Annotated in this window: 21 protein-coding genes; 9 read left to right on the top strand and 12 right to left on the bottom strand. The window is 36.6% G+C overall.

Going from position 1 to position 21,705, the window contains the following annotated elements:
* Positions 1-24: 24 nt before the first annotated feature.
* From AsAng_RS13625 to AsAng_RS13615, 3 genes are all read right to left on the bottom strand, one after another.
* Positions 25-468 (bottom strand): PaaI family thioesterase, encoded by a 444-nt coding sequence (locus AsAng_RS13625; protein ID WP_264793348.1) that lies wholly within the window; start codon positions 466-468, stop codon positions 25-27.
* A gap of 219 nt (positions 469-687) precedes the next feature.
* Complete coding sequence (locus AsAng_RS13620; protein ID WP_264793347.1) at positions 688-1,230, bottom strand: RNA methyltransferase; 543 nt, start codon at positions 1,228-1,230, stop codon at positions 688-690.
* Positions 1,231-1,429: 199 nt separating this feature from the next.
* Positions 1,430-2,293: a hypothetical protein gene (locus AsAng_RS13615; protein WP_264793346.1), complete on the bottom strand. Its 864-nt coding sequence runs from the start codon at positions 2,291-2,293 to the stop codon at positions 1,430-1,432.
* A 423-nt stretch (positions 2,294-2,716) separates the two neighbouring features.
* Between AsAng_RS13615 and moeB the strand changes: the two genes are divergently transcribed.
* The 4 genes from moeB (at position 2,717) to AsAng_RS13595 (ending at position 7,468) form a co-directional block, all read left to right on the top strand.
* On the top strand, positions 2,717-3,823 hold the full coding sequence (moeB, locus tag AsAng_RS13610; RefSeq protein ID WP_264793345.1) for a HesA/MoeB/ThiF family protein: 1,107 nt from the start codon (positions 2,717-2,719) through the stop codon (positions 3,821-3,823).
* A 422-nt stretch (positions 3,824-4,245) separates the two neighbouring features.
* Positions 4,246-5,334 (top strand): carbohydrate-binding family 9-like protein, encoded by a 1,089-nt coding sequence (locus AsAng_RS13605; protein WP_264793344.1) that lies wholly within the window; start codon positions 4,246-4,248, stop codon positions 5,332-5,334.
* A 29-nt stretch (positions 5,335-5,363) separates the two neighbouring features.
* On the top strand, positions 5,364-6,470 hold the full coding sequence (locus tag AsAng_RS13600; protein WP_264793343.1) for a family 10 glycosylhydrolase: 1,107 nt from the start codon (positions 5,364-5,366) through the stop codon (positions 6,468-6,470).
* Positions 6,471-6,823: 353 nt separating this feature from the next.
* Positions 6,824-7,468, top strand: a complete 645-nt coding sequence (locus AsAng_RS13595; protein WP_264793342.1) for a hypothetical protein — start codon at positions 6,824-6,826, stop codon at positions 7,466-7,468.
* 159 nt (positions 7,469-7,627) lie between these two features.
* Here AsAng_RS13595 and AsAng_RS13590 read toward each other — a convergent pair whose 3' ends face one another.
* Both AsAng_RS13590 and AsAng_RS13585 read right to left on the bottom strand, forming a co-directional pair.
* Entirely contained in the window at positions 7,628-8,848 is a 1,221-nt protein-coding gene (locus AsAng_RS13590) for a tetratricopeptide repeat protein (RefSeq protein ID WP_264793341.1), read from the bottom strand.
* 57 nt (positions 8,849-8,905) lie between these two features.
* Positions 8,906-9,532: a TetR/AcrR family transcriptional regulator gene (locus AsAng_RS13585; protein ID WP_264793340.1), complete on the bottom strand. Its 627-nt coding sequence runs from the start codon at positions 9,530-9,532 to the stop codon at positions 8,906-8,908.
* Positions 9,533-9,649: 117 nt separating this feature from the next.
* Here AsAng_RS13585 and AsAng_RS13580 point away from each other — a divergent pair, with 117 nt between their 5' ends.
* From AsAng_RS13580 to AsAng_RS13560, 5 genes are all read left to right on the top strand, one after another.
* Positions 9,650-9,985 (top strand): hypothetical protein, encoded by a 336-nt coding sequence (locus tag AsAng_RS13580; RefSeq protein ID WP_264793339.1) that lies wholly within the window; start codon positions 9,650-9,652, stop codon positions 9,983-9,985.
* Between the two features lie 87 nt (positions 9,986-10,072).
* A complete protein-coding gene (locus AsAng_RS13575) occupies positions 10,073-10,942 on the top strand; it encodes an alpha/beta fold hydrolase (protein WP_264793338.1) in 870 nt (289 codons plus the stop codon).
* A gap of 93 nt (positions 10,943-11,035) precedes the next feature.
* Positions 11,036-12,088 (top strand): helix-turn-helix domain-containing protein, encoded by a 1,053-nt coding sequence (locus AsAng_RS13570; protein WP_264793337.1) that lies wholly within the window; start codon positions 11,036-11,038, stop codon positions 12,086-12,088.
* Positions 12,089-12,171: 83 nt separating this feature from the next.
* Complete coding sequence (locus AsAng_RS13565; protein WP_264793336.1) at positions 12,172-12,525, top strand: hypothetical protein; 354 nt, start codon at positions 12,172-12,174, stop codon at positions 12,523-12,525.
* Between the two features lie 81 nt (positions 12,526-12,606).
* Positions 12,607-13,074 carry a YHS domain-containing (seleno)protein gene (locus AsAng_RS13560; protein WP_264793335.1) on the top strand — a complete coding sequence of 156 codons (468 nt, stop codon included), beginning with the start codon at positions 12,607-12,609 and terminating at the stop codon, positions 13,072-13,074.
* A gap of 130 nt (positions 13,075-13,204) precedes the next feature.
* Here AsAng_RS13560 and AsAng_RS13555 read toward each other — a convergent pair whose 3' ends face one another.
* The 7 genes from AsAng_RS13555 to AsAng_RS13525 all read right to left on the bottom strand — a co-directional run bounded on the left by AsAng_RS13555 (position 13,205) and on the right by AsAng_RS13525 (position 21,428).
* Complete coding sequence (locus AsAng_RS13555) at positions 13,205-13,681, bottom strand: nucleoside deaminase (RefSeq protein ID WP_319993644.1); 477 nt, start codon at positions 13,679-13,681, stop codon at positions 13,205-13,207.
* A gap of 401 nt (positions 13,682-14,082) precedes the next feature.
* On the bottom strand, positions 14,083-14,676 hold the full coding sequence (locus tag AsAng_RS13550; RefSeq protein ID WP_264793334.1) for a pentapeptide repeat-containing protein: 594 nt from the start codon (positions 14,674-14,676) through the stop codon (positions 14,083-14,085).
* Between the two features lie 108 nt (positions 14,677-14,784).
* Positions 14,785-16,212, bottom strand: coding sequence for a hypothetical protein (locus tag AsAng_RS13545; RefSeq protein ID WP_264793333.1), 1,428 nt, complete (start codon positions 16,210-16,212; stop codon positions 14,785-14,787).
* Positions 16,213-16,894: 682 nt separating this feature from the next.
* Positions 16,895-18,103, bottom strand: a complete 1,209-nt coding sequence (locus AsAng_RS13540; protein WP_264793332.1) for a DUF4272 domain-containing protein — start codon at positions 18,101-18,103, stop codon at positions 16,895-16,897.
* A gap of 35 nt (positions 18,104-18,138) precedes the next feature.
* Entirely contained in the window at positions 18,139-18,894 is a 756-nt protein-coding gene (locus tag AsAng_RS13535) for an NYN domain-containing protein (protein ID WP_264793331.1), read from the bottom strand.
* Between the two features lie 270 nt (positions 18,895-19,164).
* Positions 19,165-19,623 (bottom strand): DinB family protein, encoded by a 459-nt coding sequence (locus tag AsAng_RS13530; protein WP_264793330.1) that lies wholly within the window; start codon positions 19,621-19,623, stop codon positions 19,165-19,167.
* 272 nt (positions 19,624-19,895) lie between these two features.
* Entirely contained in the window at positions 19,896-21,428 is a 1,533-nt protein-coding gene (locus tag AsAng_RS13525) for an asparagine--tRNA ligase (RefSeq protein WP_264793329.1), read from the bottom strand.
* Positions 21,429-21,705: the final 277 nt, after the last annotated feature.

Below are 21,705 nucleotides of genomic sequence, written 5' to 3'. Positions count from 1 at the left end.
TAATTGGGGGGAATAGAACAAAGACTATTCAACCAATACCTTATCTTTCATTCGTATAAAGTTGTAAACGCCTTTTCCTTCTGCTAGTAATTCGGTCTCTGTTTCATCCCAAACCTTCATACTGGTAACCAAAATTCGATTTCCCAAGCGAACGATCTCGCCCTCTACAAAAATATCTTTGGCTTCGGCACCTTTCAGGTAATCTACCCTCAAATCTATGGTTGCCATTTTATCTTCAAAAGAAGTAAGATGCGTCATACCAGCCAAGCCTCCAACAGAGTCCATTATCGTTGCCAAAATGCCCCCATGCCATCTTCTGCGAATAATATCTCCAAGAACAGCCTCTTGGAAAGGTACGTGAACTTTGGCATAATTTCTACGAATTTCAACAAGTTTTACGCCTAAAAATTTATGGATTGGAATTTGTTCTTCCACCATATCTTTGACAAAATTAAGATCTACTTTCATTATTAAAGTGTATTGATAGCTAAGTCATCTAGACAGGATTACTTTGGGCAATTGATGTACCAGTTGCCAATTCATAAATAAGCAGTACCAATACCGCCAAGTAAAATTTAGAAAAAACATACTGATTTTGTCAATCTAAGCCTATGGACGATTAATGCCTGATCTAGTGTGATTGATTGGCTATTGTTTTATGATAATTGTTGATTTACAAATGGTTGATTAAACAATAAGGTCAGGACGAATTTTTTGGGTTAGACTCCACAATACAATCCCCATAGAAACAGAGATATTAAAGGAATGTTTGGTGCCAAATTGAGGAATTTCTATGCAAGAATCTACCTCATCCATAACGGCTTGATCAACCCCCTTAACTTCATTGCCAAAGATAATTGCCATTTTTGCTTGTGCTTTTGGGCTTACATGTTGAAGGGGGATACTATCAGCAGCTTGTTCGACAGCCGCAATGTGATAACCTTGTTCTCTATATTGCTGTATTGCTGCTTGCGTGTTTTCAAAATACTGCCAATCTACAGAATTGGTGGCACCAATGGCTGTTTTTAGAATTTCACGGTGGGGAGGTTGCGCAGTAATACCACAGAGTGCAATTTCTTGTACTAGGAAAGCATCGCTGGTTCTAAAGGCAGAACCTACATTAAGCGCAGAACGAATATTATCTAAGATAACTATGATAGGGGTTTTTTGGGTTTCTTTAAACGACTCAACAGATAAACGGTTGAGTTCTAGCATAGATCGTTTTTTCAATTTGTAGTCTGGTTTTGTATTAACATTACTCCGTTTAAAATCAGAACAGAGCTTGCGATCTCATGAGCACAGCAAACTAATTTAACGGAGTATTATATTAAAATGCAAATTTACAAACTAAATCCAGTATTTATAAGGAAGAACTGCTTTTGCCACATTTTTTATCATTATCATAACATTTTTTGCCTTGGGGCTAAAATTAAGCCTCCACCCATTGTTCTTTAAAAGTTTGGTTATTAATAATCACTTTTGAGACGTATTTTCCCTTGGGCAAGTCCATTGTTTTTAGGTGAAAATTGAAGCGCACTTTTCCTTTTTTTTGTTTCATATCCTTAAAAACTTCCTGTACCATTTCTCCTGCTTCGTTAAAGATTTGGCAGGTGACCAAGGCATCTTGGCTAAGTGTGTACTGGTGGTTTCCATAAATGAGGATTGTTTCGCCAGTAAACGCCACTTGACGCTCGCTGCCATCACGATAGCGAACGGTATATTGCGGTAAAGGTTTCCCTGTTAGATCCGCAACAAATTTTTGGATTTTTAAGGCGGTTTTGAAATCATTATGGTGCAGGCCTTTTAAATCGTGATCGTTGGTCACTGCCCATACAGCATGTTGGGAGGTGTATTGACTATCTTTGATGGTTGCTAAAAATTGAGCAAGTTCTAAGAGTTGCCCATTGGCATTTTCTTTTAATTTAAATTCGCTGTTTAATCCAGGACTCAAATGGTCTGATTGTGTACAATAACTAACAAAGCTAGGGCTAATGCTTTTCCCCGCACGAACCAATAATATACGTTCTTGTAAGATAATTTGATCCTGTTCCGAACTATCCTTAGAAGCAAATTGTAGACCTGTTGGGAAATGAATCTTAATGTCTTTTCTTTTGTGAATATTTTTAATGGTTAATTGGAGGGATTGTTTACCAATGTATTTAACCTTATTAAGACTAATGATTTTTTGTTGAATGGCATGGTTCAAACTAAGCGTTTTTACTTTTGGGGGAACCGCAGCAAAAAGTAGAGTGGGGAAGACTAAGATTAAACTGAGAAGATGGATGAATTTCATGGTTGCGTGGTTGTTTCGATGATCGAGGAATGAAAAAATGAGTAGATATTTAATTCTAACGAAATATTCTACTTAAAGATTATATCTTTGCAGAGAAAATAGATATTCTTGGCCTTTTAATTTATAAGTTATCAAAGAATCAGAATAGTCAGCTATTACTAGGTTTGTCCTGTACTGACTTTACTCCGTTTAAAATCAGAACAGAGCTTGCGATCTCATAAACAGAATGAGTAACAAGACTCACGTAGTAACCATGTAGAACCCAGCTTGCTGGCTCAGGAGTGATAACGAACCGACCTCAGGGAGCTCATAAGCGCTAGCGCACTAGCTAACCTAGCAGCGAAGCTAATCGAATACAAGAGTACAGCGAACTAATTAACGGAGTATTAGGTCCCAACAACTATAACTATTATTAAAATAGAGATGATGAATTTAACCAAAGAAGAATTAGCAAGATATAGTCGTCATTTATTGTTATCGGATATTGGCGAAAGTGGTCAAAAAAAGCTGAAAGCAGCTAAGGTGCTTGTGATTGGGGCTGGAGGCTTGGGTTGCCCTGTGTTGCAATACTTGGCAGCAGCAGGAGTTGGGAAATTGGGGGTTATCGACATGGATGTTTTGGAAGAAAGCAACTTGCAACGTCAAATTCTTTATACCGTACAAGATGTTGGTACCAATAAGGCTTTAGCAGCTAGGAAACGTTTATTAAACCTAAATCCTTTCATCAGTATTGAGGCATATCCCTACGCTTTGACAACAGAGAATGCATTGGATCTATTTAGAGCATATGATCTTATAGTAGATGGCACTGATAATTTTGCGACTCGTTATATGGTGAATGATGCTTGTGTGATTACGAATAAGCCCTTGGTTTATGGTTCTATTTTTCGCTTTGAAGGGCAGGTTGCGGTATTTAATTATAAAGAGGGACCTAGTTATCGTTGTTTGTTTCCAGAACCTCCAGCACCTAACGAAGTACCCAATTGCTCAGAAGTTGGAGTATTGGGCGTTTTGCCTGGAATTATTGGAGCAATGCAAGCAAATGAAGCACTAAAAATCATCTTAGGACTAGGGGAGGTGCTAACAGGAAAACTATTGGTTTATAATGCGTTGAATACTCAAAGTTTGGTGCTGAATATCAATACCAATCACGCTGTTATAACAAAAACAAAAGAACTAGAAAAAGAATTTAAAACAACTAATTATCAACTGTTTTGTGGAATGGAGCAAGCTACTGAAATTATAGAAATCTCTGCCGCTGACTTGGCAAAAGATCTAGCAAATTATACGATTGTGGATGTTCGAGAATTGTGGGAACAACCTCGTTATACCGAATTAGCAGGTATTAATATTCCTTTACCTCGTTTATTGTTATCTGCGGATCAAATTCCTAAAAATAAGCCTGTAGTGGTGATTTGTGCAAAGGGAATTCGTAGTAAAATTGCTATTCAGCAATTGCAAGAACAATTGGGCTATACTAATTTGAAAAATCTTACAGGAGGAATTAAGAACTGGAATGCTCTTAATTAGAGATTGAAGGAGGAGGTAATCTTCCTCCTCCTTCAAAAAGTTAGAATCTATAATGAACTTCTATTTGCCCATAAAAAGGCAGTATGGTTGGTTGAAAAATGGAATTGACAACCATTCCAAATCTAAGCATAATATCAAAAGACAAAAAAGAATAGCCCCCTTGTAAACCTCCATAGTAATATCGATACTATAAAAAATCGTTCACTTATAAATGAATAGTTCTAGAGTTGATCTAGGGCTATTTTTTATTTTCAAAACCCACTAATTGCTTTTAGAGCACAAAAAATACTAAAGTAGTATTGATTGTTTGTTAAATTTACCAAGGTTTGTAGTAACTAGAGAAGCATGGGAAGAGGTCGTCAGTTGCAAAAAAAATGTAAATTTACAATCATTAGTTTTACGTATACCTACTTTTAAAAAAAATGAGACTAACTATTATTGGGTTCTTTCTCTTGACAAGCTGTATTTTTTCCATAGAAGAACCCGTTTTCATTGATGTTCACAAAAAGGTAGTTTTTCCTAAGCATTATATTGTGTACAAAACAAAGCATACCATTAATCTTGATGGAAAACCTGAGGAGGAGGATTGGCAAAATGCATCGTTTACAGAGCCATTTATAGATATAGAAGGAATAAAAGTACCCCAATATAAAACTCAAGTAAAAATGCTTTGGGACGATCAGTATTTATATCTATATGCAGAAATGGAAGAACCTCACATTTGGGGCGATATAACCAATCATGACGCTATTATTTTTTACAACAATGATTTTGAGGTGTTTATAGACCCCACTGATGACACCTATAATTATACAGAAATAGAAGTAAATGCCTTAAATACTACTTGGGATTTAAGACTTGATAAGCCGTATCGTTTTGGAGGTAAAGCCAATGATTATTATGAAATAGAGGGCTTAAAAACAGCTGTTGAAATAGCAGGAACCATCAATGATCCGAGCGATATGGATCAGTATTGGGCTGTTGAAATGGCTATTCCTTTAGAAGTGATTTTGCAAAAAAAACGAAAAAAAGTAAAAGGCCCACAGGCAGGGGACTATTGGCGGGTAAATTTTTCGAGAGTACAGTGGGAACATAGTATTGATAGTGGTGGCTATAGTCGAAAAAAAGTAGATGGGAAACTATTGCCTGAATACAATTGGGTTTGGTCCAACCAAGGAGCCATCAATATGCATTGTCCCGAACGATGGGGCTATATTGAATTTACGGATAATGAACTGACCCATAAAAAAAGCCCTATTGAGATTGAAAATTTGCTAACCAAACAGGTTGCTTATGCTTTGTTAGAACAGATACGCTTAGGAGCGCACCAAAAAATGTTGGACAATAAGGTCGGGCAAACTCAAAAGATTCAATCCATTCATCTAAAAGATGAAATTTTTGAAGCAAAATTTGTCAAAACATACTCAGGGTTTGAAATTTATATTTATAATCAAACACTAGAAAAAGAATTTGTTATTAATGAAATGGGGCGATTTAAATCCCTCCAATGAGAATTTATCAGGAATTATAATAGGAAGCTATGAAAGGTTTTATAATTGTTATCAGTCTTATATTGATGATTGTTTTTGCCTGTAAAGAAAGGGTAGGGGACGTTGAGCCATTGAAGGTTGTAGAAGATGAAAGGCAAGTGGTTGACAGTACTTTTATACTTTCGACTTGGGTGCACGGCAAAAAGGAGTTTGACCAAGTGGATTGGGAACAGCGACTTAAAACCTATGATTCTTTAGGAATAAGTGAGTTGCTAGTGCAGGGAAATCCTGATTTTTTGACCAAGCTGCTTCCTTTGGCAACTGCTATGAACATGAAGGTTCATGCTTGGATGTGGACCTTGAATCAACCTGGAAACAAAGAAACGCAGCAACATCCTGAGTGGTATGCGGTCAATCGAAATGGTCAACATTCTTTAGAATATCGGGCTTATGTTGATTACTATCAGTGGTTGAGCCCATTTCATCCCGATGCTTGTGAATACATCAAAGATAAGGTTCGATCTTATTGTGAAGTAGAGGGATTGGCTTCTGTGCATTTAGATTATGTGCGTTATGTGGATGTTATTTTGGGGGCAGATTTGCAGCCCAAATACAAAATTAAACAAGAAACAGAGTTACCAGAATATGATTATGGTTACCATCCAATTGCTAGAGCAGGATTTAAGGCTTTGTTTGGAAAAGACCCAATAGAGATGGAACACCCCGAATTGAGCACAGAGTGGCGACAATATCGTTTGAATGCGGTCACGGAATTGGTCAATGCTATTGCTGTTATTACAAAAGAACATAATATTGAGTTAACAGCAGCCGTTTTCCCTTTTCCTGAAATGTCTCGCCAAATGGTTCGCCAAGCATGGAACGATTGGAACTTGAACGCTGCTTACCCAATGTTGTATCATAATTTTTATAGAGAAAGCATCAATTGGATTGGTTTTGCTACGCAACAAGGAGTTCGTGATGTTGATTTTCCAATTCATGCAGGTTTGTATTCTCCTGCCCTGCGATCTCCTAAAGAATTGGAACAAGCGATCCTGATTACCAAAGAAAATGGCGCAAAAGGAATGTGTATTTTTACAGCAGATGATTTAACGGTGGCACAAAAAGAGGTATTTATAAAATTAAAAGCTATTTTGTAAAGGCATTACTCCGTTGAAAACCCGAACAGAGCTTGCTGGCTCACGAGGGACGAACTAAGCGTAGCGACTTCATGAACAAAGTGAACTAGTAACACCACGTAGTAGCAGCGCAGCTAAACAGAGTGAGTAACAAGGCTCACGTAGTAACCACGCAGAACCCAGCTTGCTGGCTCATGAGTGCTACGCAGTTGATTATTAAAATGATGTAATTTTACCACTCTGAATCTTAGTTGTTTGGTAATCAAAAAACTATCTCACGAGTGTAACGAACCGACCTCAGGGAGCTCATAAGCGCTAGCGCACTAGCTAATTAACGGAGTATTAAAAGGAATAAAAAATATAAAAAGAACAGTATGTCAGATGAATTAATTGGAATAATAGTCATTATCCTAGCTTGTGTTTTGGTAGGAGCAGTGGTTTACAAACTTTTTAAAGTGATAGAGGGGAAGAAACTGGGCAATTTTCAGAAAATAGCCAATCAGTATAGTAGCTTAAGGCTAGAGAAAGATAAACAGGGAAAATACGGAGCAAAGAGGGGACCTATTTTATTGGGAATCCTTGAAGAAAAAGAATTTGTTGGCTATACTTATGTAACAGGAGCAGGCAAACACTCGGTGCATTGGACGGCTTTTAAATTGAAGCACGGGTTGAATCTAGAAGGTTATGAATTGAAATTAGTGAATGAGCATTTTTTGCGCAAAATAGGAAAGCGTTTAGGAACCGTTAACGAAGTAGAATTGGGGGTACAGGAGTTTGACCAGCGCTTTTTGATCCAATCCAATAATTTGTCTACGAGTAGAAACTTATTAAATAAGCAAACTAGGGATAAAATGCTATCGATTCCTAAGATGTATTTTGGTGAAATTGTAATTACAAATACAGAACTTAGTTACAAACTTCCTTACCAGTTGGTCAATGATAAAATATATACAGAGTTTGAAAAGAGCTTGGATATTGGCCTTTTGTTATTAAGAGCGTTAAAGCGTATTTATGATTAACTTTGTTTTGGAGGATTTAATACACTCTAACAAAAATTTCTAACTATTTTTTAATCGAGTCTTTTAGCGTTCTTCTTTTTCAACTTTTCGCCTTGATAGCGCTGTAATTTTCATCGAATCTCATCTAAAACGTTTTGTAAAAACCATCCATAACTTTTGTTACACTGTATTTAAGATGTTTTTTTTGAGTTCAGGAAACTGTTCCCACAAAATAGCTTCTGCTTGCTGAAATTGTTTCCATTGTAAATCATTAAACTCAGGTTCTCGTTTGGCGGCTCCAAAACACAAGGTTTGTAAGTGTATATAATAATCTTTTGCCTCCTTTATATCTTGTTTTGCAAAGACCAACATTCGAATATAATTGCTCAAATGGAAAGCATCGTCCATATAGATGGCAAAAGCGTGGAGGTAATATTCTTTTGCTTGTTCATAATCCTTATAAACGCAGTCGTACAACTCTGCTAGATTGCCTAAGATATTATAATTTCTAGGGTTGTGTTTTAGGCCATTTTTGTAAGCCAATTCTGCTTCTTTGGGCTTGTTTTCAGTCAGCCAAAGTCGATTGCCATAGATGGTCCATGCAAAAGAATTAGAGGGCGATTGCTCTAGGAGTGTTTCTAATATTTTCTTGCCTAAGGGAAATGATGTGGTCGTATTTTTTTCCATATAAGCATCGGCTAACCAAATGCGCAACACTTCATCTTGGGGGTGAAAGTTGAGTGCTAGCTCAAAGGTCTTGATTGCCTCATCTACCTTTTTCATATATTCCAAGAGCAAGGTGCCTTTGGCTTCTAGTGCATCGTAATGGGTTTCTTCAAAATAGAGCATTTTATTGTAATAAAGCAATGCTTTGTCATAGTGATGAAAACCATTTTTGTAAAGATTTGCCAAGGTAATCAATACATTGAGATTTTGGGGATTATGCGCTAATGGAATATGATAATAACGCTCTGCCCAATCCAAACGCTTTTTGTAATACTCTGCAAGGGTTTCGGCAATGGCAAAATATTCTCCTGCATACTCACTATTTTGAATAATTAGCGGCATATAATCGAGGCGTACCAATTCATGGCGTTCAAACCACTCCCAGTTCTTGTCAAAATCTTCAATATCAAAAAGGTTGTTATAGATATGAAAAAGGCGAAAATCCTCGTTCCATTGTTCCAACTGCTTTGTGTCGTACTGTTTTTGTAAGAATTGGTAGGCTTGCTTGCGAAGTGTATCGTTCCAAGATAATTGAGCAATCAAAACAAGTTCTTTTGTCACTTGTTCAATCACCTCATTATAATTGGTTAATAATTGAAAAGCTATCTCAACACTATTGTCATTTGAACTGATTAATAAACTGGATAAGTTTTTAATTTCTTGTGGATTGAGCATAAAGTGCTTCTAGTTGTGGTTAAATGAAGGGCAAAATTACAAAAATAATTGAGAGGTTTACTCCAAATTTAGTACTTCTTTGTAAACTTGAATGCCACTTGGTGTTAAGTAAGGGTATAACAATTGGTTGACATACAGTAGATAAGATCGTTTGATGTCCTCTAGGTTTTTGGTTTGTTCAATTTCTGTATAATGGTGCATAAAGAAAAAGGTTCTAATGGCACCACTGATTTGCATGAGGTGTTGAATCTGTGATGGAGGGATTTCCGTTCTAAAATACCCTTGTTGTTTCAACAAATCAAAAATGGGGGCTAATGCTTCCATTCTTGTAGCAGTTAGTTGCTGTTGTTGCTGGTGTATGTCAGGGTATTGACGTATGATGGTTGCAAAATCAATAAAGAGAAAGCGATACCTAAACGATATTTCAAAGGTATCATTAGGAGCTAAAATAATGGCTTCAAGCAAGTTTTTTTGCGCACCAAAAGCCATAGAAATTTGTTGATGCTCTGTTAGCATATTGGCATATAATTGCCCGACCAACTGTGCTTTGTTGGCAAAATGATAGGTAACATTGCCATAACTAATCTTCATTGCCTTGGCAATCGCTTTGAGAGAAACAGCGGAAATTCCTTGTTCATTAAATTGTAATTGAGCTTGAATTAGGATTTTATCCTTTCGTTTCATAGTTTTTAATCAATAAAATTAGGCACTTGTGCCTAATTCTTAGTAAAAAGAATTATCTTGTGGTACATACCTATATTATCAATAACCTGCTAATTGATAGCACCTAAACCAATCAAGATGATTATTACAGTAACTTCTGTCCGTTTACGCAGCCTATGGTATTACTTTAAGTTATCATGGCATGGGCTTAAGATTACCCTACAAGTAAGAAAAGCACCAGGGTTCATTAAAATGAAAAATACAGGATTTGGTTATCTGCATTATACAATAACTTCGTGGGAATCCAAAGAAGATATGCAAAAAGCTATGCTATTGGGAGCACATGGTGAGGCAATGAAAGAAAGTGCAAAATTAGCTATTGAAACAGGAAGTTATACTTATGAATCAGACAGGTTTCCTTCTTGGAAGGAGGCTAAAGAAAAACTAAAGTTAGGACATTTTATTAAGTATTAAGTCTGTTTTTTTTAATGACATAGCTCATTAATAGCCATTGATCTAAATCCCAAACGATGTAATCTAGCATCCTTAAAATAGAACATTATGCCAACAACAATTTATAAAAGTGCTCAAGCCAAAAAAAAGATTTTGGCACTATATCAGCAAAAGCTAGATGCTTTAAAACTGCATTATAAAGAAACCCAAATTGAAACAAAGGCAGGAAAAACCAATGTTATTGTAGTGGGATCGGAACAATTGCCGCCAGTAGTTTTGTTGCATGGGGTTAATGTTGGTGCGCCGATTGCCTTAGAGGCGATTCAAGGATTGGCGCAGCACTTTTGTATTTATGCGATTGATATTCTTGGGCAGCCCAATAGGAGTGAAGAAACAAGACTGCCTTTGAGAGACAATAGCTATGGAAAGTGGTTGGTTGAAGTATTAGATGCCTTAGCATTAGAACGAGTGGCTCTAATTGGGGTTTCTTATGGAGGTTTTATTTTACAGCGTTTGATTGCTTGTGCTCCTGAGCGTATAGAGCGAGCTATTTTTATTGTGCCAGCAGGATTTACGAATGGTTCTGCTCTAAAGGCCATTTTTAAGGTGTTAATTCCGATGAGGCGTTATTTAAAATCTAGAAAAAAACAAGATTTGCATACTTTTATGGACGCTTTTTGTGCCGAAAAAGATGCCTATTTAGTTGCTTACCAAGAGGCCGTATTAGAAGGGATTTATATGGATACTCGGAGACCTCCGCTTTTGACTAAAAAAGAGGCTCAGAAATTGGATGCCCCTGTTTATATTTTAGCGGCTGAGGATGATGTCTTTTTTCCTGGAAATCAAACTATAAAAAAGGCTCAGCGGTTATTTAAGAATCTACAAAAGACCATATTGATGGAAAATGCTAAACATGTTCCCGCAGGGAGTGATTACGAAATGATTGAGCAGTATATTGCTGGTTTTTTGAGGGATTAGTACCTCACTTATTCCAAAAATAGCATGAATTTGAATGTTTTATTCTAAATGTTGGGTATTTTGTAAGGAATACAAGTGACAAATAATGAATAGATGGTTGTAAAAACAACACCTGAGCTTAATAAAGTATACCTGATCCATCATTGTACCTTGTTCCATATCTTAAAAGGCACAGGGGGAATTCAGGTTGATTTCAAAGCTTATCACGATTGGAAGGATAAAATTATATTTTTGGATAAGGGGCAATACATTCGATTTTTGTCCGATGATTTTGTGGTGCGTAAGATAGAATTTCCCAATGAAGCGTATTTTAATCAAAAAGAGATTAGGGTTTTGTTTAAACACCTAATTTCGTTAGGGTATATCAATTTTAATGAATGTATAGCTTGTCAAAAATATTTAACCAATACGGCATTTTCAGCTCAACTAAGCGACATTATAGACGTTTCATCCAAGCAGTGGTATTGGCAAAACCCATTTTGTGCTAGTAAAGAAGAATACCACATTATTTTTGATGTAAAAGATGTCGTGGATCAACAGTATAATAATCATTTGAATAATGAACAACTTGCAGCGTTGATTACTAGTGAGGGGCAAGAAGCCCAGGCTCTATTTCGGCAGAAAGTAGGGATCTCAATGAAAGGGCTTTTGAAAAATAAGCGTCTAATCGAATCTAAAAAAGCGCTTGTATTTACGGATAAAAGCGTAAAGGAAATCGCCTATGATATGGGCTATAAAGACCCTGCATATTTTACAAGAATATTCAAAAAAAATACTGGATTTAATCCTAATCAGTTTAGAAAAAGGCAGGATTTTGATCAGAGCGATTTATTTGTTCAGAACATTTATGAATTGCTCCAGCGGCATCACCAAGAGGAACATTCTTTGGCGTTTTATGCTGATAAAATGCACTTGTCAGTCAAGGCTTTGTCTAAAAGAGTTCGGACAGAATTAAATATAAGTTTAGGGCAATTGATTCGCCAGAAAATTATCAATACAGCAAAAGTATTGTTGGAAGAAGGGCAGGCTATTAAGGCAATTGCTCACCAATTAGGGTTTGAAGAAGCCAACCATTTCTCTTCCTTTTTTAAATTACATACCAAGTATACTCCTACCCAATATAAAAACCAAAAGTACAATTCTTAGCGTTTTTTTTGTACCTATTTGAACAGCTTTTCTTTCCACCTTTGTAAGGTCATTAATTTTTTAATTAGTAAAAATAAAAACAAATGGAATTAAGAGAATTGGTTCAAAAAATGGACGAATTAGTCGCTAAAGGGGCTATTGTAGAAGCTGTTGATGTTAATTTTTGTGATTTTGCAAAAACTTCAGACTACGGCGGAACGGCCACTACTACCAAAGCTCAAATGGTAGAAAAAATGAAAAGCTTTACGGCAGGAATTGTTAAGATTAATGAGATAACGCATCATCAGACTTTGTTGGACGGAAATGTGTCCGCATCTGAGTTTACCTTTGATTTTGATATGAAGGACGGAAGCCAAATTCACTGGCATGAAATTATTCAAAGAGAATGGGGGCAGGATGGAAAAGTAGTCAAAGAAGAATATTTCAAAGCAGATTAAGTAACTGAGCAGAACTAATATTTAATCAAATCCCCTTCTTATAATCGCAATGTATAACCGCAATTTTAAAAACTAAAAATTATGAACTTGTATAACTTATTCACGATCTTTTTTGTTTGCTTAACCGTTGGTCTAGTGGCTCAGGATAAGATGGCTAATAACATTGATAATAGCAATATTGCACTGGCAGGTTATAGCCCTGTTTCTTACCTTGATTTGGGCTTGGCACAAAAAGGCGTCAAGGAATTTAAATCAGAACATAAAAAAATAATTTATTATTTTACTTCTGCCGAACAAAAATCGAATTTTGATCAGAACCCAACAAAATACTTACCACAATATGGAGGGTTTTGTGCTTTTGGAACCTATGCTGGTGCCAAATTTAGGGTTAACCCCAATAAATTTATTGTGAAGGATGGAAAGTACTATCTATTTCTTTATAATCTAGAATTAGATGCTCAGCAATTGTGGTTGAAAGAAAAAAGACACGATGAATTAGTCTTGTCTGCGGATAAAAATTGGAAAAAATTAAGCCAAACACACAATTAAGGATTAACTAAGCTAGACTTTAGCATTTTGAGAAAGTCTAGCTAAAGTAGAAACCGTTTAATTGCAGCGCCTTATTGGTCTATTACCAATAAGGCGCCAACGATTAATCTATAAAAATACAGCAAGGCTCTTAATATTCTGTTCGATCACCTTTTTCTGCCCAAGTTTCAAATGCAGAGAGCGCTTCTTTGCGCATCAAACGGACAATTTTGATTTTACGGTCGTCCAATTCACGCTCTAATTCATCGTAAATAAATTGATCGTCAAAACCAATATCGGCAGCATCTTCACGGTTACAACCAAAATAAACCATTTTGGGACGAGCCCAATAAATGGCTCCCAAGCACATCGGGCAGGGTTCGCAAGATGTATAAATAATGCAGTCGTCCAATTGAAAAGTGCCCAATGCCTTGCAGGCATTTCGAATTGCCGTTACTTCAGCATGCGCTGTAGGGTCATTGGTAGAAGTTACTTTGTTGTAACCTTCTCCTACAATAACGCCATTTTTTACAACAACTGCTCCAAAGGGACCGCCAGCATTGGCATTCATTCCTTCCTTTGCCAAATCAATTGCCCGTTGCATAAACTTTTTATCCTCTTCTGTCATTAATATTTGTATTTTATTTATTGATAAGTATTAGAGGTGGAATTAGTTTGAAACTAATGGTGATTTCCTCTATAAATTTTACGTTTTATTTTTCGCTCTTTGACAACTCTCATTACTTCGTGGGCAATCCGAACAGAGCTTGCGACCTCACAAACACAGTGAGTAACAAGGCTCACGTAGTAACCACGCAGAAGCAGCGAAGCTAATCGCATCACATTATTGCATGAGTGCTGCGCAGTTGATTATTAGCATTATATGTTTTTGTAGTTAGCGTGTTAAAAGTCCGATAACCAATGAAGTATTAAACTGTAGCACATAGCATTTATTTTGTGATAGAGTTGTAAAAGAATCTTATTTTTTTTACGGAGTGATGATTTAGGGTATAAAATAAGAGTCATTGTCTATCTGCGAATACCATCCAAGTTACACCCTTTGAAGGAAGCCCCTTCTATATTAGCTCCCGAAAAATCTACTCCAGTACAATTACAAATTTCAAAATCGGCATTCCTAAGATCTGTATTTACAAAAGAAGCCCCTGTAAGATCTGCCCCTGTAAAGTCTACTCCAATTGCGGATGCCTCGTCAAAGTTAGCCCCTGCCAAAAAGGAATCTGTCATTAATGAATGATCTAATTTTGCACCTTGAAAATTGACTTCCTCGGCAAGTGCCCCTGCAAAATCTGAATGAGTCAATTGAGCTTGTTCCAAATTTGTATCTGGAGCAAAATTTTTCATTCGAACTTCAAATTGTTTTCCAGATTGCGCACCTCCTATATAGATGTTCATGGGCAAGCCTGCAACTTGAAGTCGTTCAAAACGTCCAGCGCTGCCACCGTCGTTAATAAATTCGGCATGTGCTGCTAGCATTTCTTGAATTTGGGTGTTGGTAAAAGCAGGAGCAGCCATAGCCATATTTCGGATTAGGGGGCTATTCATTTCGCTATCTCTTGGGGGAATATCAGATTGATCGAAACCTTCAATGTATTTCCTTTTCATGATTGTTGTTTTAATTGGGTAAGCAAAATACAGCAAAGTAAGTTATAAAAAAAAGTTGTACTTTTTACAAAATACAACTTTTTTAGTGATTTGATTTAAGGCTTAATTTTAGAACCGAACCCAACCAATTTGACTGTTACTGCTATTGGCATTAAACGTTCCTGTAAAGGCATGACCAATTAGCGTATTATTGTCAATAACAGGAAGTACTGTGCCCGCTAATTCTTGAGTAGTGCTCATAGAATTACCCGTTGTATAACCATGATAATACGGCCAATCTGTAGCAGGAAGCGAGAAGTCATCGTTTAGTTTTGAGATACAAATGTCCTTACCTAAATTGTCGGTCATTGTTGATGCAATCAAAAAGCCATCGTTATTAGGAAGAGCAGCAATGGATTGTACCTTAAAGCTATTGTTGATAGAGGTAGCAGTAGGAGGAGTAGGATCCAGAAATGTTAGACCGAATGCTATGGGGTTGGGCGTTTGAGCATTTAAATTCTCATCCAGTTGTAGCACAGCAATTTGACCTGTATAAGCAGAATTCCCACCAGCAACAGTAGCTGCAATGGTAATATGTCCTGCCGTTGCGTCATAGGTAGAATAAGCACCCTCAAAATTATAATCTTGGTCGCCAAAATACATAGGATTGGTTGGCACTCCATTGTCTTTTCTCATTTTTATAGCAGCAAGGCGCCCCATAAATGGACCATTAGCTGTATGTTGCTCCTCAATGGTTCCTACAACTAAATAACCATCGGGTAGAATTTGAACACTGGTTCCATGGTCTTTTCCTAAAAAGCCATAAGCAGTAGCTCCTGTAGCCCATACTTCTGAAAAACTTGCATCCATCAAAATGGTCACAATATCGGTCAAATCATAGATTCCATTGTTTGGATCATTAGGTTTGTTAGGGTTGACATTAGTCGTATAACCAGTCAAGATATAGTGCAGATTACCATTGCTATTATCAATTTTAAAATCAGATACATTTTCTGTGAAATCGGTATTAGCTCTTAATTCATGACCATCTGCGGTCTGAGCAGCCCCTGAGTTATCAAGGCTGTACATAACAATTTTGGTTTGTTTTTTGGTACCTGTAGTACTACTGGCTGTCGGATAAGCAACATAAGTTCTATTAGCGGCAACCGTATAACCTGTTTGATTAGGAAGTTCGGCTATTTTTACTCCTTCTTCGTGGTATTCAATATGCATACCTGCTAAATTCCCCGTTCCAGCACCTGCTGTTTTGCCTAATAATGAATGCCACTGTTGGACGCCTATAGAATCTGTTTTGATGACGACAATATCTCCTTCAGGGTCGGTTGTATTGGGGTAGGAAGTGCCTACCATAAGATAACCTCCATCGCTCGTGCGAATAAGGTCTGAGGCTACTTGTTTTGCGCCAATACTGTAAAATTGTTCGAGAATAGAGGGTGGCGGATTAATGGGCGCTGGGGCATCTTTTTTACAGCTAAATTGCATCCCAATGACAAGGGTTAATAGAGTGGCTAAGAGATTCCTTTTTGTTAATACCATAATAATAAAAATTGGTTTGTGTGAAAAAATTAGTTGTAGGCTGACCCTTCTATTTACTGCCTTAAACAACAGTAATAGTCAACCTATTTTTAATTGATTTAAAGGAATATCCATCTTAAATAGAAAGGTTGTCACACAGTAAATTGGTACACTAAAAAGTGCTAGTTGGGGTGTGTAGAAAGACTATTAAATGAGATGAATAATTGGATAAGAACCTAGTATAGTGGAATTAAACAGAAAGCATCACAACTTAGCCCAAGGTGTGAAGAGAATCCGCTGCAAATATATGAAATTTAATTTAAGCATATAATAAAAAACTGAAAATATATTGTTGCTAAACGTTAATGTATTGTATATGAGTTTAATAGTTGAAATTTTTTGCGATTGTTATTTTGTTTGATCATTTTATATAACCCTACAATGATCCAACAAATGTAATTAGTCCAAAACAACTATGCAAACCAGTTTTTTGTTAAAATTGGTGGATTCAACCTGTTTGATGCAGTTTAATTGTCTAAAAATAAATGCTTTTTAGTTATGGTATATTGGTTGATGCTCTTTTCTAACTCAATGAAATTTTATCTCTTTAGAGCTATAAAAAATGCAATTGCATATCGATAGATATACAATTGCAGCTTGCTTAAAAATTATCTCAATTGTTATTTTTTGAAGACAAAATGAACTAGGTATCCGTCCGAATGTCATCCCAGCTTTGATTTTTGTAATGCGTGAGCCAGTTGAGTGTATAATGACGTTCATAAACAATACCTGGATGCAAATTGCCAGGAGGAGTTTCCTTTTTTAGATTGGCATCTGTACAGGCCCAGTTCATCCTATAAGTTAGATCCAATAAATCCAAGACTTCTTTTTTCGTTCTTAATTTAATATCGGCTTCAAATGCAGCTCTAGACAATTGAAAAATAGGATTTAAGAATGTTTCGACTTTGCACATTTCAGAAGGATGGGGGAGTTCATCTACTTTATTAACCATCCAGAAAAGGAGAAAAAGACTTTCGTAACGCCAAGTAAGAATGGATGTCTCTTTCTCTGAAAGTTCTTGGGCTAGAGCATGTTGCTCATAGGGAGAAAAATGCGTAATATTTTTATTTGTAATTAATTGTTGAATTTGATCGGAGGGAGCCCCTTCAGCTTTTGCAGTGACAGCAGTTAAGGCATAAATTCGATTAAGAATTTCTGCTTGACTGCGTATAGAGACCTGCTCATCAGCGGGACTACAAGGTAAGTTTGTATTAATTTTGATTTGTTGTTGTTGTAGAATTTGCTCACTTCTACTTTTTCTATCCATTTGCGCTGCTGTATCTTGCGCTTTAGTTTGATCGTGGTATTTAGCTTCAACGACAATCTCCAAATCATTAACCTCAGAGTTGCCAACGAGATCTAAAATGAGATTAAAATCTTTATCTAAGAAATGTTGATGTTTTGATTTTTTGAATAAAGAAGTAGGAGAAGTAAAAAGAATGCCATCCAATTGTTCTAGACTACTTTTTAGAATCTTTTCAAAATCTTCAGAAAGGTAAGGTTCTGCTGCAAAACTAATTTCACTATTAATCGTGGCTATTTTTTGCATTAATAGAGCTTGAATAGATTTGTCTTGGGCAGGGAGTTGACCAATGTAATTTCGCATACCCATTATGTTCTGTGTCAAAGGGCAGGAGATGGATTCCAATTGATGAGAAGGAGTAATACGCTCTCTACAATTGACCGTTAAGGTGTATTTTCGACCCAAAAAGCCTTTTTTAGATTGTATCAATAAACTCTTATGATTGTAGTTGTCTTGTCGTTTGATAATAGCCTTAGGAAGCTGTTGGCGGATGATCGTCTCAATACTTTCGAAATCTAAATAATGACTGTAAATGGTACAGTTTTCCATAAAAAATAGTATAAATTAGTTAGGAGGGTAAAGGATTAAAAATTGACTCTTACATAAATTAGTTTGGAGCGACTACGTCCTGATTCTCGTTCGTCAATTTCAATTTTTTTGATCGAACGAATAAGTGGAGTTAGTTTTTGGAAGCCATAATTTCTAGCATCAAAGTTAGGCTGTTTTTTCTGCAACAAAGAACCAACATCCCCCAAAAATGCCCAGCCATCTTCACCCGCAATGTCCGAAATAGTAGAAGTAATCAAGCGAATAACCTTCGGCGTAATTTTTTCGTACTCATCTTTCTCATCCTTTTTGGCTTTATCTACAGTTTTCCCTTTTGTTGTGTTCGTTTTTTCTGGTTTTGGTTTTAGGATTTCTATATAAATAAAACGGTCACAGGCAACAATAAAAGGCTCAGGTGTTTTGCGTTCGCCAATCCCAATGACATTCATTCCTGCTTCTCGTAGCCGTGTTGCCAATCGAGTAAAATCACTATCGCTAGAGACCAAACAAAAACCATCTACTTTGCCAGAATAAAGAATGTCCATTGCATCAATTATCATGGCAGAATCGGTTGCATTTTTGCCTGTGGTATAAGCATATTGTTGGACAGGAGTAATGGCATTAGTCAATAACATTGACTTCCATTTATTGAGGTTGGGTTTGGTCCAGTCGCCATAAATTCTTTTAATGGTAGGATTGCCATATTTGGCGATTTCTTCCATCATTTCTTTAACGTAGGCAGAAGGTATATTATCGCCATCAATTAAGACCGCTAATCGTTTTTCTAAATTCATTGTTTGTTTATAAAATCAATTTATTTTGCTACTAAAATAGCAAGTATCAACCGATTTTTAGATTAAATTTTGGTATATTTTTTAGTATCGAACAAGAACAGCTTGCTGACTCACGAGGCACACTAGTAACACCACGTAGTAGCAATAAAGTGAACCAGTAGCTAACCCAGCTTGTTGACTCACGAGCAAAGCGAGTTAAACTAGTCGAGAATCCTAAAAATCAAGAATCTACCTGAAGCGATGTATTTTAGATCGTTTTGCTTAGTAGGTTCATCCAAATTTTAAGGCTTGTCGAATTTGATTTAAGTGGTGTTCATTGTGCCAAGCCACTTTTCTAAATTCTTCACCCAAGGTACGTTTTCCCATCTTACTATGGATAAAAACAAGCTCTTTTTTTGAATCATAATGCTGCTCCAAAATATAGATGATTGCTCTTCGGGTTGCTTTGTAAATATCTTTGTTGATGTTCAACGGAAACTTATCGTAATCTAGCCCTTGACAAAAACGATCTTGGTCAAAAGTCCACAAGACCTGCTGGGGACCACTAATTACCCGCCTAATTCGTTCGTAGAGGATTGTTTCAGCATCTGCCAAATGATGTAAAACTTGCTGGATATTCCATTTGGTAGGAGCATAACGTTTTTGCAAATCGTCAAGAGGCAGATCAAAGAACTGTAATGTGGTCTGTTCCGTTTTTTCTAATTCTAATTTGAGGTCAGCTTTGTTCATTACTTTTTTTTTATAAAGAAGTTATTATTCCACTAAAAATGATGCAATAGCAACCTAGCTAATCCGTGGAGTATTTAAAAATACGCTTAATTAACTTCAATGGGGGAGAATAATGAACTTTAAGTTAAGAAAAAAAAATATAAAAAAAGCTGAAAAACAGTTTCATTAAAACAACTTCTATTTAATCATCTTGTTGATGATGACCTAGCTGTTATTATAAAAAACTGCATCCCCTTCTTAAGAGATGCAGTATAAGTTGTCTACTTAAAAAATTAAGGTTTGATGTGCCCATAACGACGAGGGAAAGGAATGGTTTCCCTAACATGGTGTAGATCACAAGACCAACGAACCAAACGTTCTAAGCCCAAACCAAAACCAGCATGAGGAACAGAACCAAAGCGACGCAAGTCTAAGTACCATTCAAAATCAGCTTGATCTAATTCGTGCTCTTCAATTTTCTTAAGTAAGATATTAATATCGGTTTCTCTTTCAGAACCTCCAATGATTTCTCCAAATCCATCTGGTGCCAATAAATCTACCCCCTTGACAAATTCAGGTTGCCCCTCTACTTCTTTCATATAAAAAGCCTTGATTTTAGTAGGCCAGTTATAAACCATAACAGGGGTAGAGAAAACACGAGTTAGAACCGTTTCATCAGAGCTTCCTAAGTCTTCTCCGTGTTCAAAGTTTTTGGCAGATTCAATCCATTTTGGAATATTTCTCAGTTGTTCTTCTGCTACTTTTATTTCTGCTTGCAATTTAGCGATAACCTGCTCACTGTGTTTGCGAGCGCCTTTTTTCATTCCCGCTTTGATGGCTTTTTCACGATCTGCAATCTCTTGCTGATGTGCCTCAATCAATGCTTTGGCTGCGGCTAAGTCTTCTTCTTGCAAGGCAATGGCATTTTTGCCATCAACATCCATTGAGCCATTTAAGATTTTAACAGCATCAGAATAAGAAACTTGTGGAAAATCTCCGTCTACGACTGCTTGTAGTTTAGAAGTGTCCCTTCCCAAAAGTTCAAATTCAGTTTGGCATTTGTCCAAGACACGAGCAATAACATGTTTGATAAAACGCTCAATCAATACCATGTTGTCTTCGTTGGTAGCAAAGGCAACTTCAGGTTCAATCATCCAGAATTCCGCTAAATGACGAGGCGTATTTGATTTTTCAGAACGGAAAGTAGGACCAAAGGTATATACTTTATTCATGGCCATGGCCATCGCTTCTGCGTAAAGTTGCCCAGATTGAGACAAATAAGCAGGCTGACCAAAAAAGTCTGTTTCAAACAAATCTGTTGTACCCTCACAGGCAGAACCCGTCATGAGCGGTGCGTCCATTTGTACAAAACCATCTTGTTGGAAAAACTCATGAATTCCCATAATGAGTTGGTTACGTACTCGGTTGATTGCCCATTGTCGTCTTCTACGCAACCAAAGGTGGCGACGTTCTTCTAAGAAGTTAGGACCATGTTCTTTGTCCGTTTTTGTAATCGGAAAATCAGTAGCAATATGGTAAATTTCAAAAGTAGTTACCTGAAGTTCATAGCCCCCAAGACTTCTTTCGTTGCGAAGAATTTTTCCTGTAAAAGAAACAGAACTCTCAATGGTCAATCGCTTTGCTTGCTCAAAGGCCTCTTCACCTACTGTATCTAAAGAAACGATGCACTGTGTAAAACCAGTTCCATCACGAAAATCAAAAAAGTGGTTGGTTTTACTGTTACGAGCCTTATCGATCCAGCCTTTGATGGTGATTTCTGTTCCATCTTCGTATTGAGCAAAATCTTGAATATATTGATGTTGCATTATTCTATAATTGGATTAATAATAGTTGGCGGTTGGTGCTCCTAATAAAGTAGGAATAGGTTGAGCGAGTACATGCCAACTAATCGATTAAATAATTTAAAGTTAGTGTTGCGAAAATAGAATTTTCTATTTAAAATTAGTAGAATTTTAAACATCTATTTTCAGAAGATGAATGAAGCCCAATTACCTTGTACCAAAATCCAAAGTTTGGAAGGTTCTTTTTGTACTTTCCAACGCATGCGATCGCTATATTTTAGATGGATGAATGAAGATTACT

Source organism: Aureispira anguillae (genome assembly GCF_026000115.1).
GTDB classification, from domain to species: domain Bacteria; phylum Bacteroidota; class Bacteroidia; order Chitinophagales; family Saprospiraceae; genus Aureispira; species Aureispira anguillae.
The sequence above is the reverse complement of the archived record's forward strand: the minus strand, read 5'-3'. Positions and strand labels throughout refer to the sequence as shown.

Coding starts and splice junctions, on each gene's coding strand:
- AsAng_RS13625 (WP_264793348.1), bottom strand. CDS start 468: ATGAAAGTAGATCTTAATTTTGTCAAAGATATGGTGGAAGAACAAATT.
- AsAng_RS13615 (WP_264793346.1), bottom strand. CDS start 2,293: ATGAAATTCATCCATCTTCTCAGTTTAATCTTAGTCTTCCCCACTCTA.
- moeB (WP_264793345.1), top strand. CDS start 2,717: ATGATGAATTTAACCAAAGAAGAATTAGCAAGATATAGTCGTCATTTA.
- AsAng_RS13605 (WP_264793344.1), top strand. CDS start 4,246: ATGAGACTAACTATTATTGGGTTCTTTCTCTTGACAAGCTGTATTTTT.
- AsAng_RS13600 (WP_264793343.1), top strand. CDS start 5,364: ATGAAAGGTTTTATAATTGTTATCAGTCTTATATTGATGATTGTTTTT.
- AsAng_RS13595 (WP_264793342.1), top strand. CDS start 6,824: ATGTCAGATGAATTAATTGGAATAATAGTCATTATCCTAGCTTGTGTT.
- AsAng_RS13590 (WP_264793341.1), bottom strand. CDS start 8,848: ATGCTCAATCCACAAGAAATTAAAAACTTATCCAGTTTATTAATCAGT.
- AsAng_RS13585 (WP_264793340.1), bottom strand. CDS start 9,532: ATGAAACGAAAGGATAAAATCCTAATTCAAGCTCAATTACAATTTAAT.
- AsAng_RS13580 (WP_264793339.1), top strand. CDS start 9,650: ATGATTATTACAGTAACTTCTGTCCGTTTACGCAGCCTATGGTATTAC.
- AsAng_RS13575 (WP_264793338.1), top strand. CDS start 10,073: ATGCCAACAACAATTTATAAAAGTGCTCAAGCCAAAAAAAAGATTTTG.
- AsAng_RS13570 (WP_264793337.1), top strand. CDS start 11,036: ATGGTTGTAAAAACAACACCTGAGCTTAATAAAGTATACCTGATCCAT.
- AsAng_RS13565 (WP_264793336.1), top strand. CDS start 12,172: ATGGAATTAAGAGAATTGGTTCAAAAAATGGACGAATTAGTCGCTAAA.
- AsAng_RS13560 (WP_264793335.1), top strand. CDS start 12,607: ATGAACTTGTATAACTTATTCACGATCTTTTTTGTTTGCTTAACCGTT.
- AsAng_RS13555 (WP_319993644.1), bottom strand. CDS start 13,681: ATGACAGAAGAGGATAAAAAGTTTATGCAACGGGCAATTGATTTGGCA.
- AsAng_RS13550 (WP_264793334.1), bottom strand. CDS start 14,676: ATGAAAAGGAAATACATTGAAGGTTTCGATCAATCTGATATTCCCCCA.
- AsAng_RS13545 (WP_264793333.1), bottom strand. CDS start 16,212: ATGGTATTAACAAAAAGGAATCTCTTAGCCACTCTATTAACCCTTGTC.
- AsAng_RS13540 (WP_264793332.1), bottom strand. CDS start 18,103: ATGGAAAACTGTACCATTTACAGTCATTATTTAGATTTCGAAAGTATT.
- AsAng_RS13535 (WP_264793331.1), bottom strand. CDS start 18,894: ATGAATTTAGAAAAACGATTAGCGGTCTTAATTGATGGCGATAATATA.
- AsAng_RS13530 (WP_264793330.1), bottom strand. CDS start 19,623: ATGAACAAAGCTGACCTCAAATTAGAATTAGAAAAAACGGAACAGACC.
- AsAng_RS13525 (WP_264793329.1), bottom strand. CDS start 21,428: ATGCAACATCAATATATTCAAGATTTTGCTCAATACGAAGATGGAACA.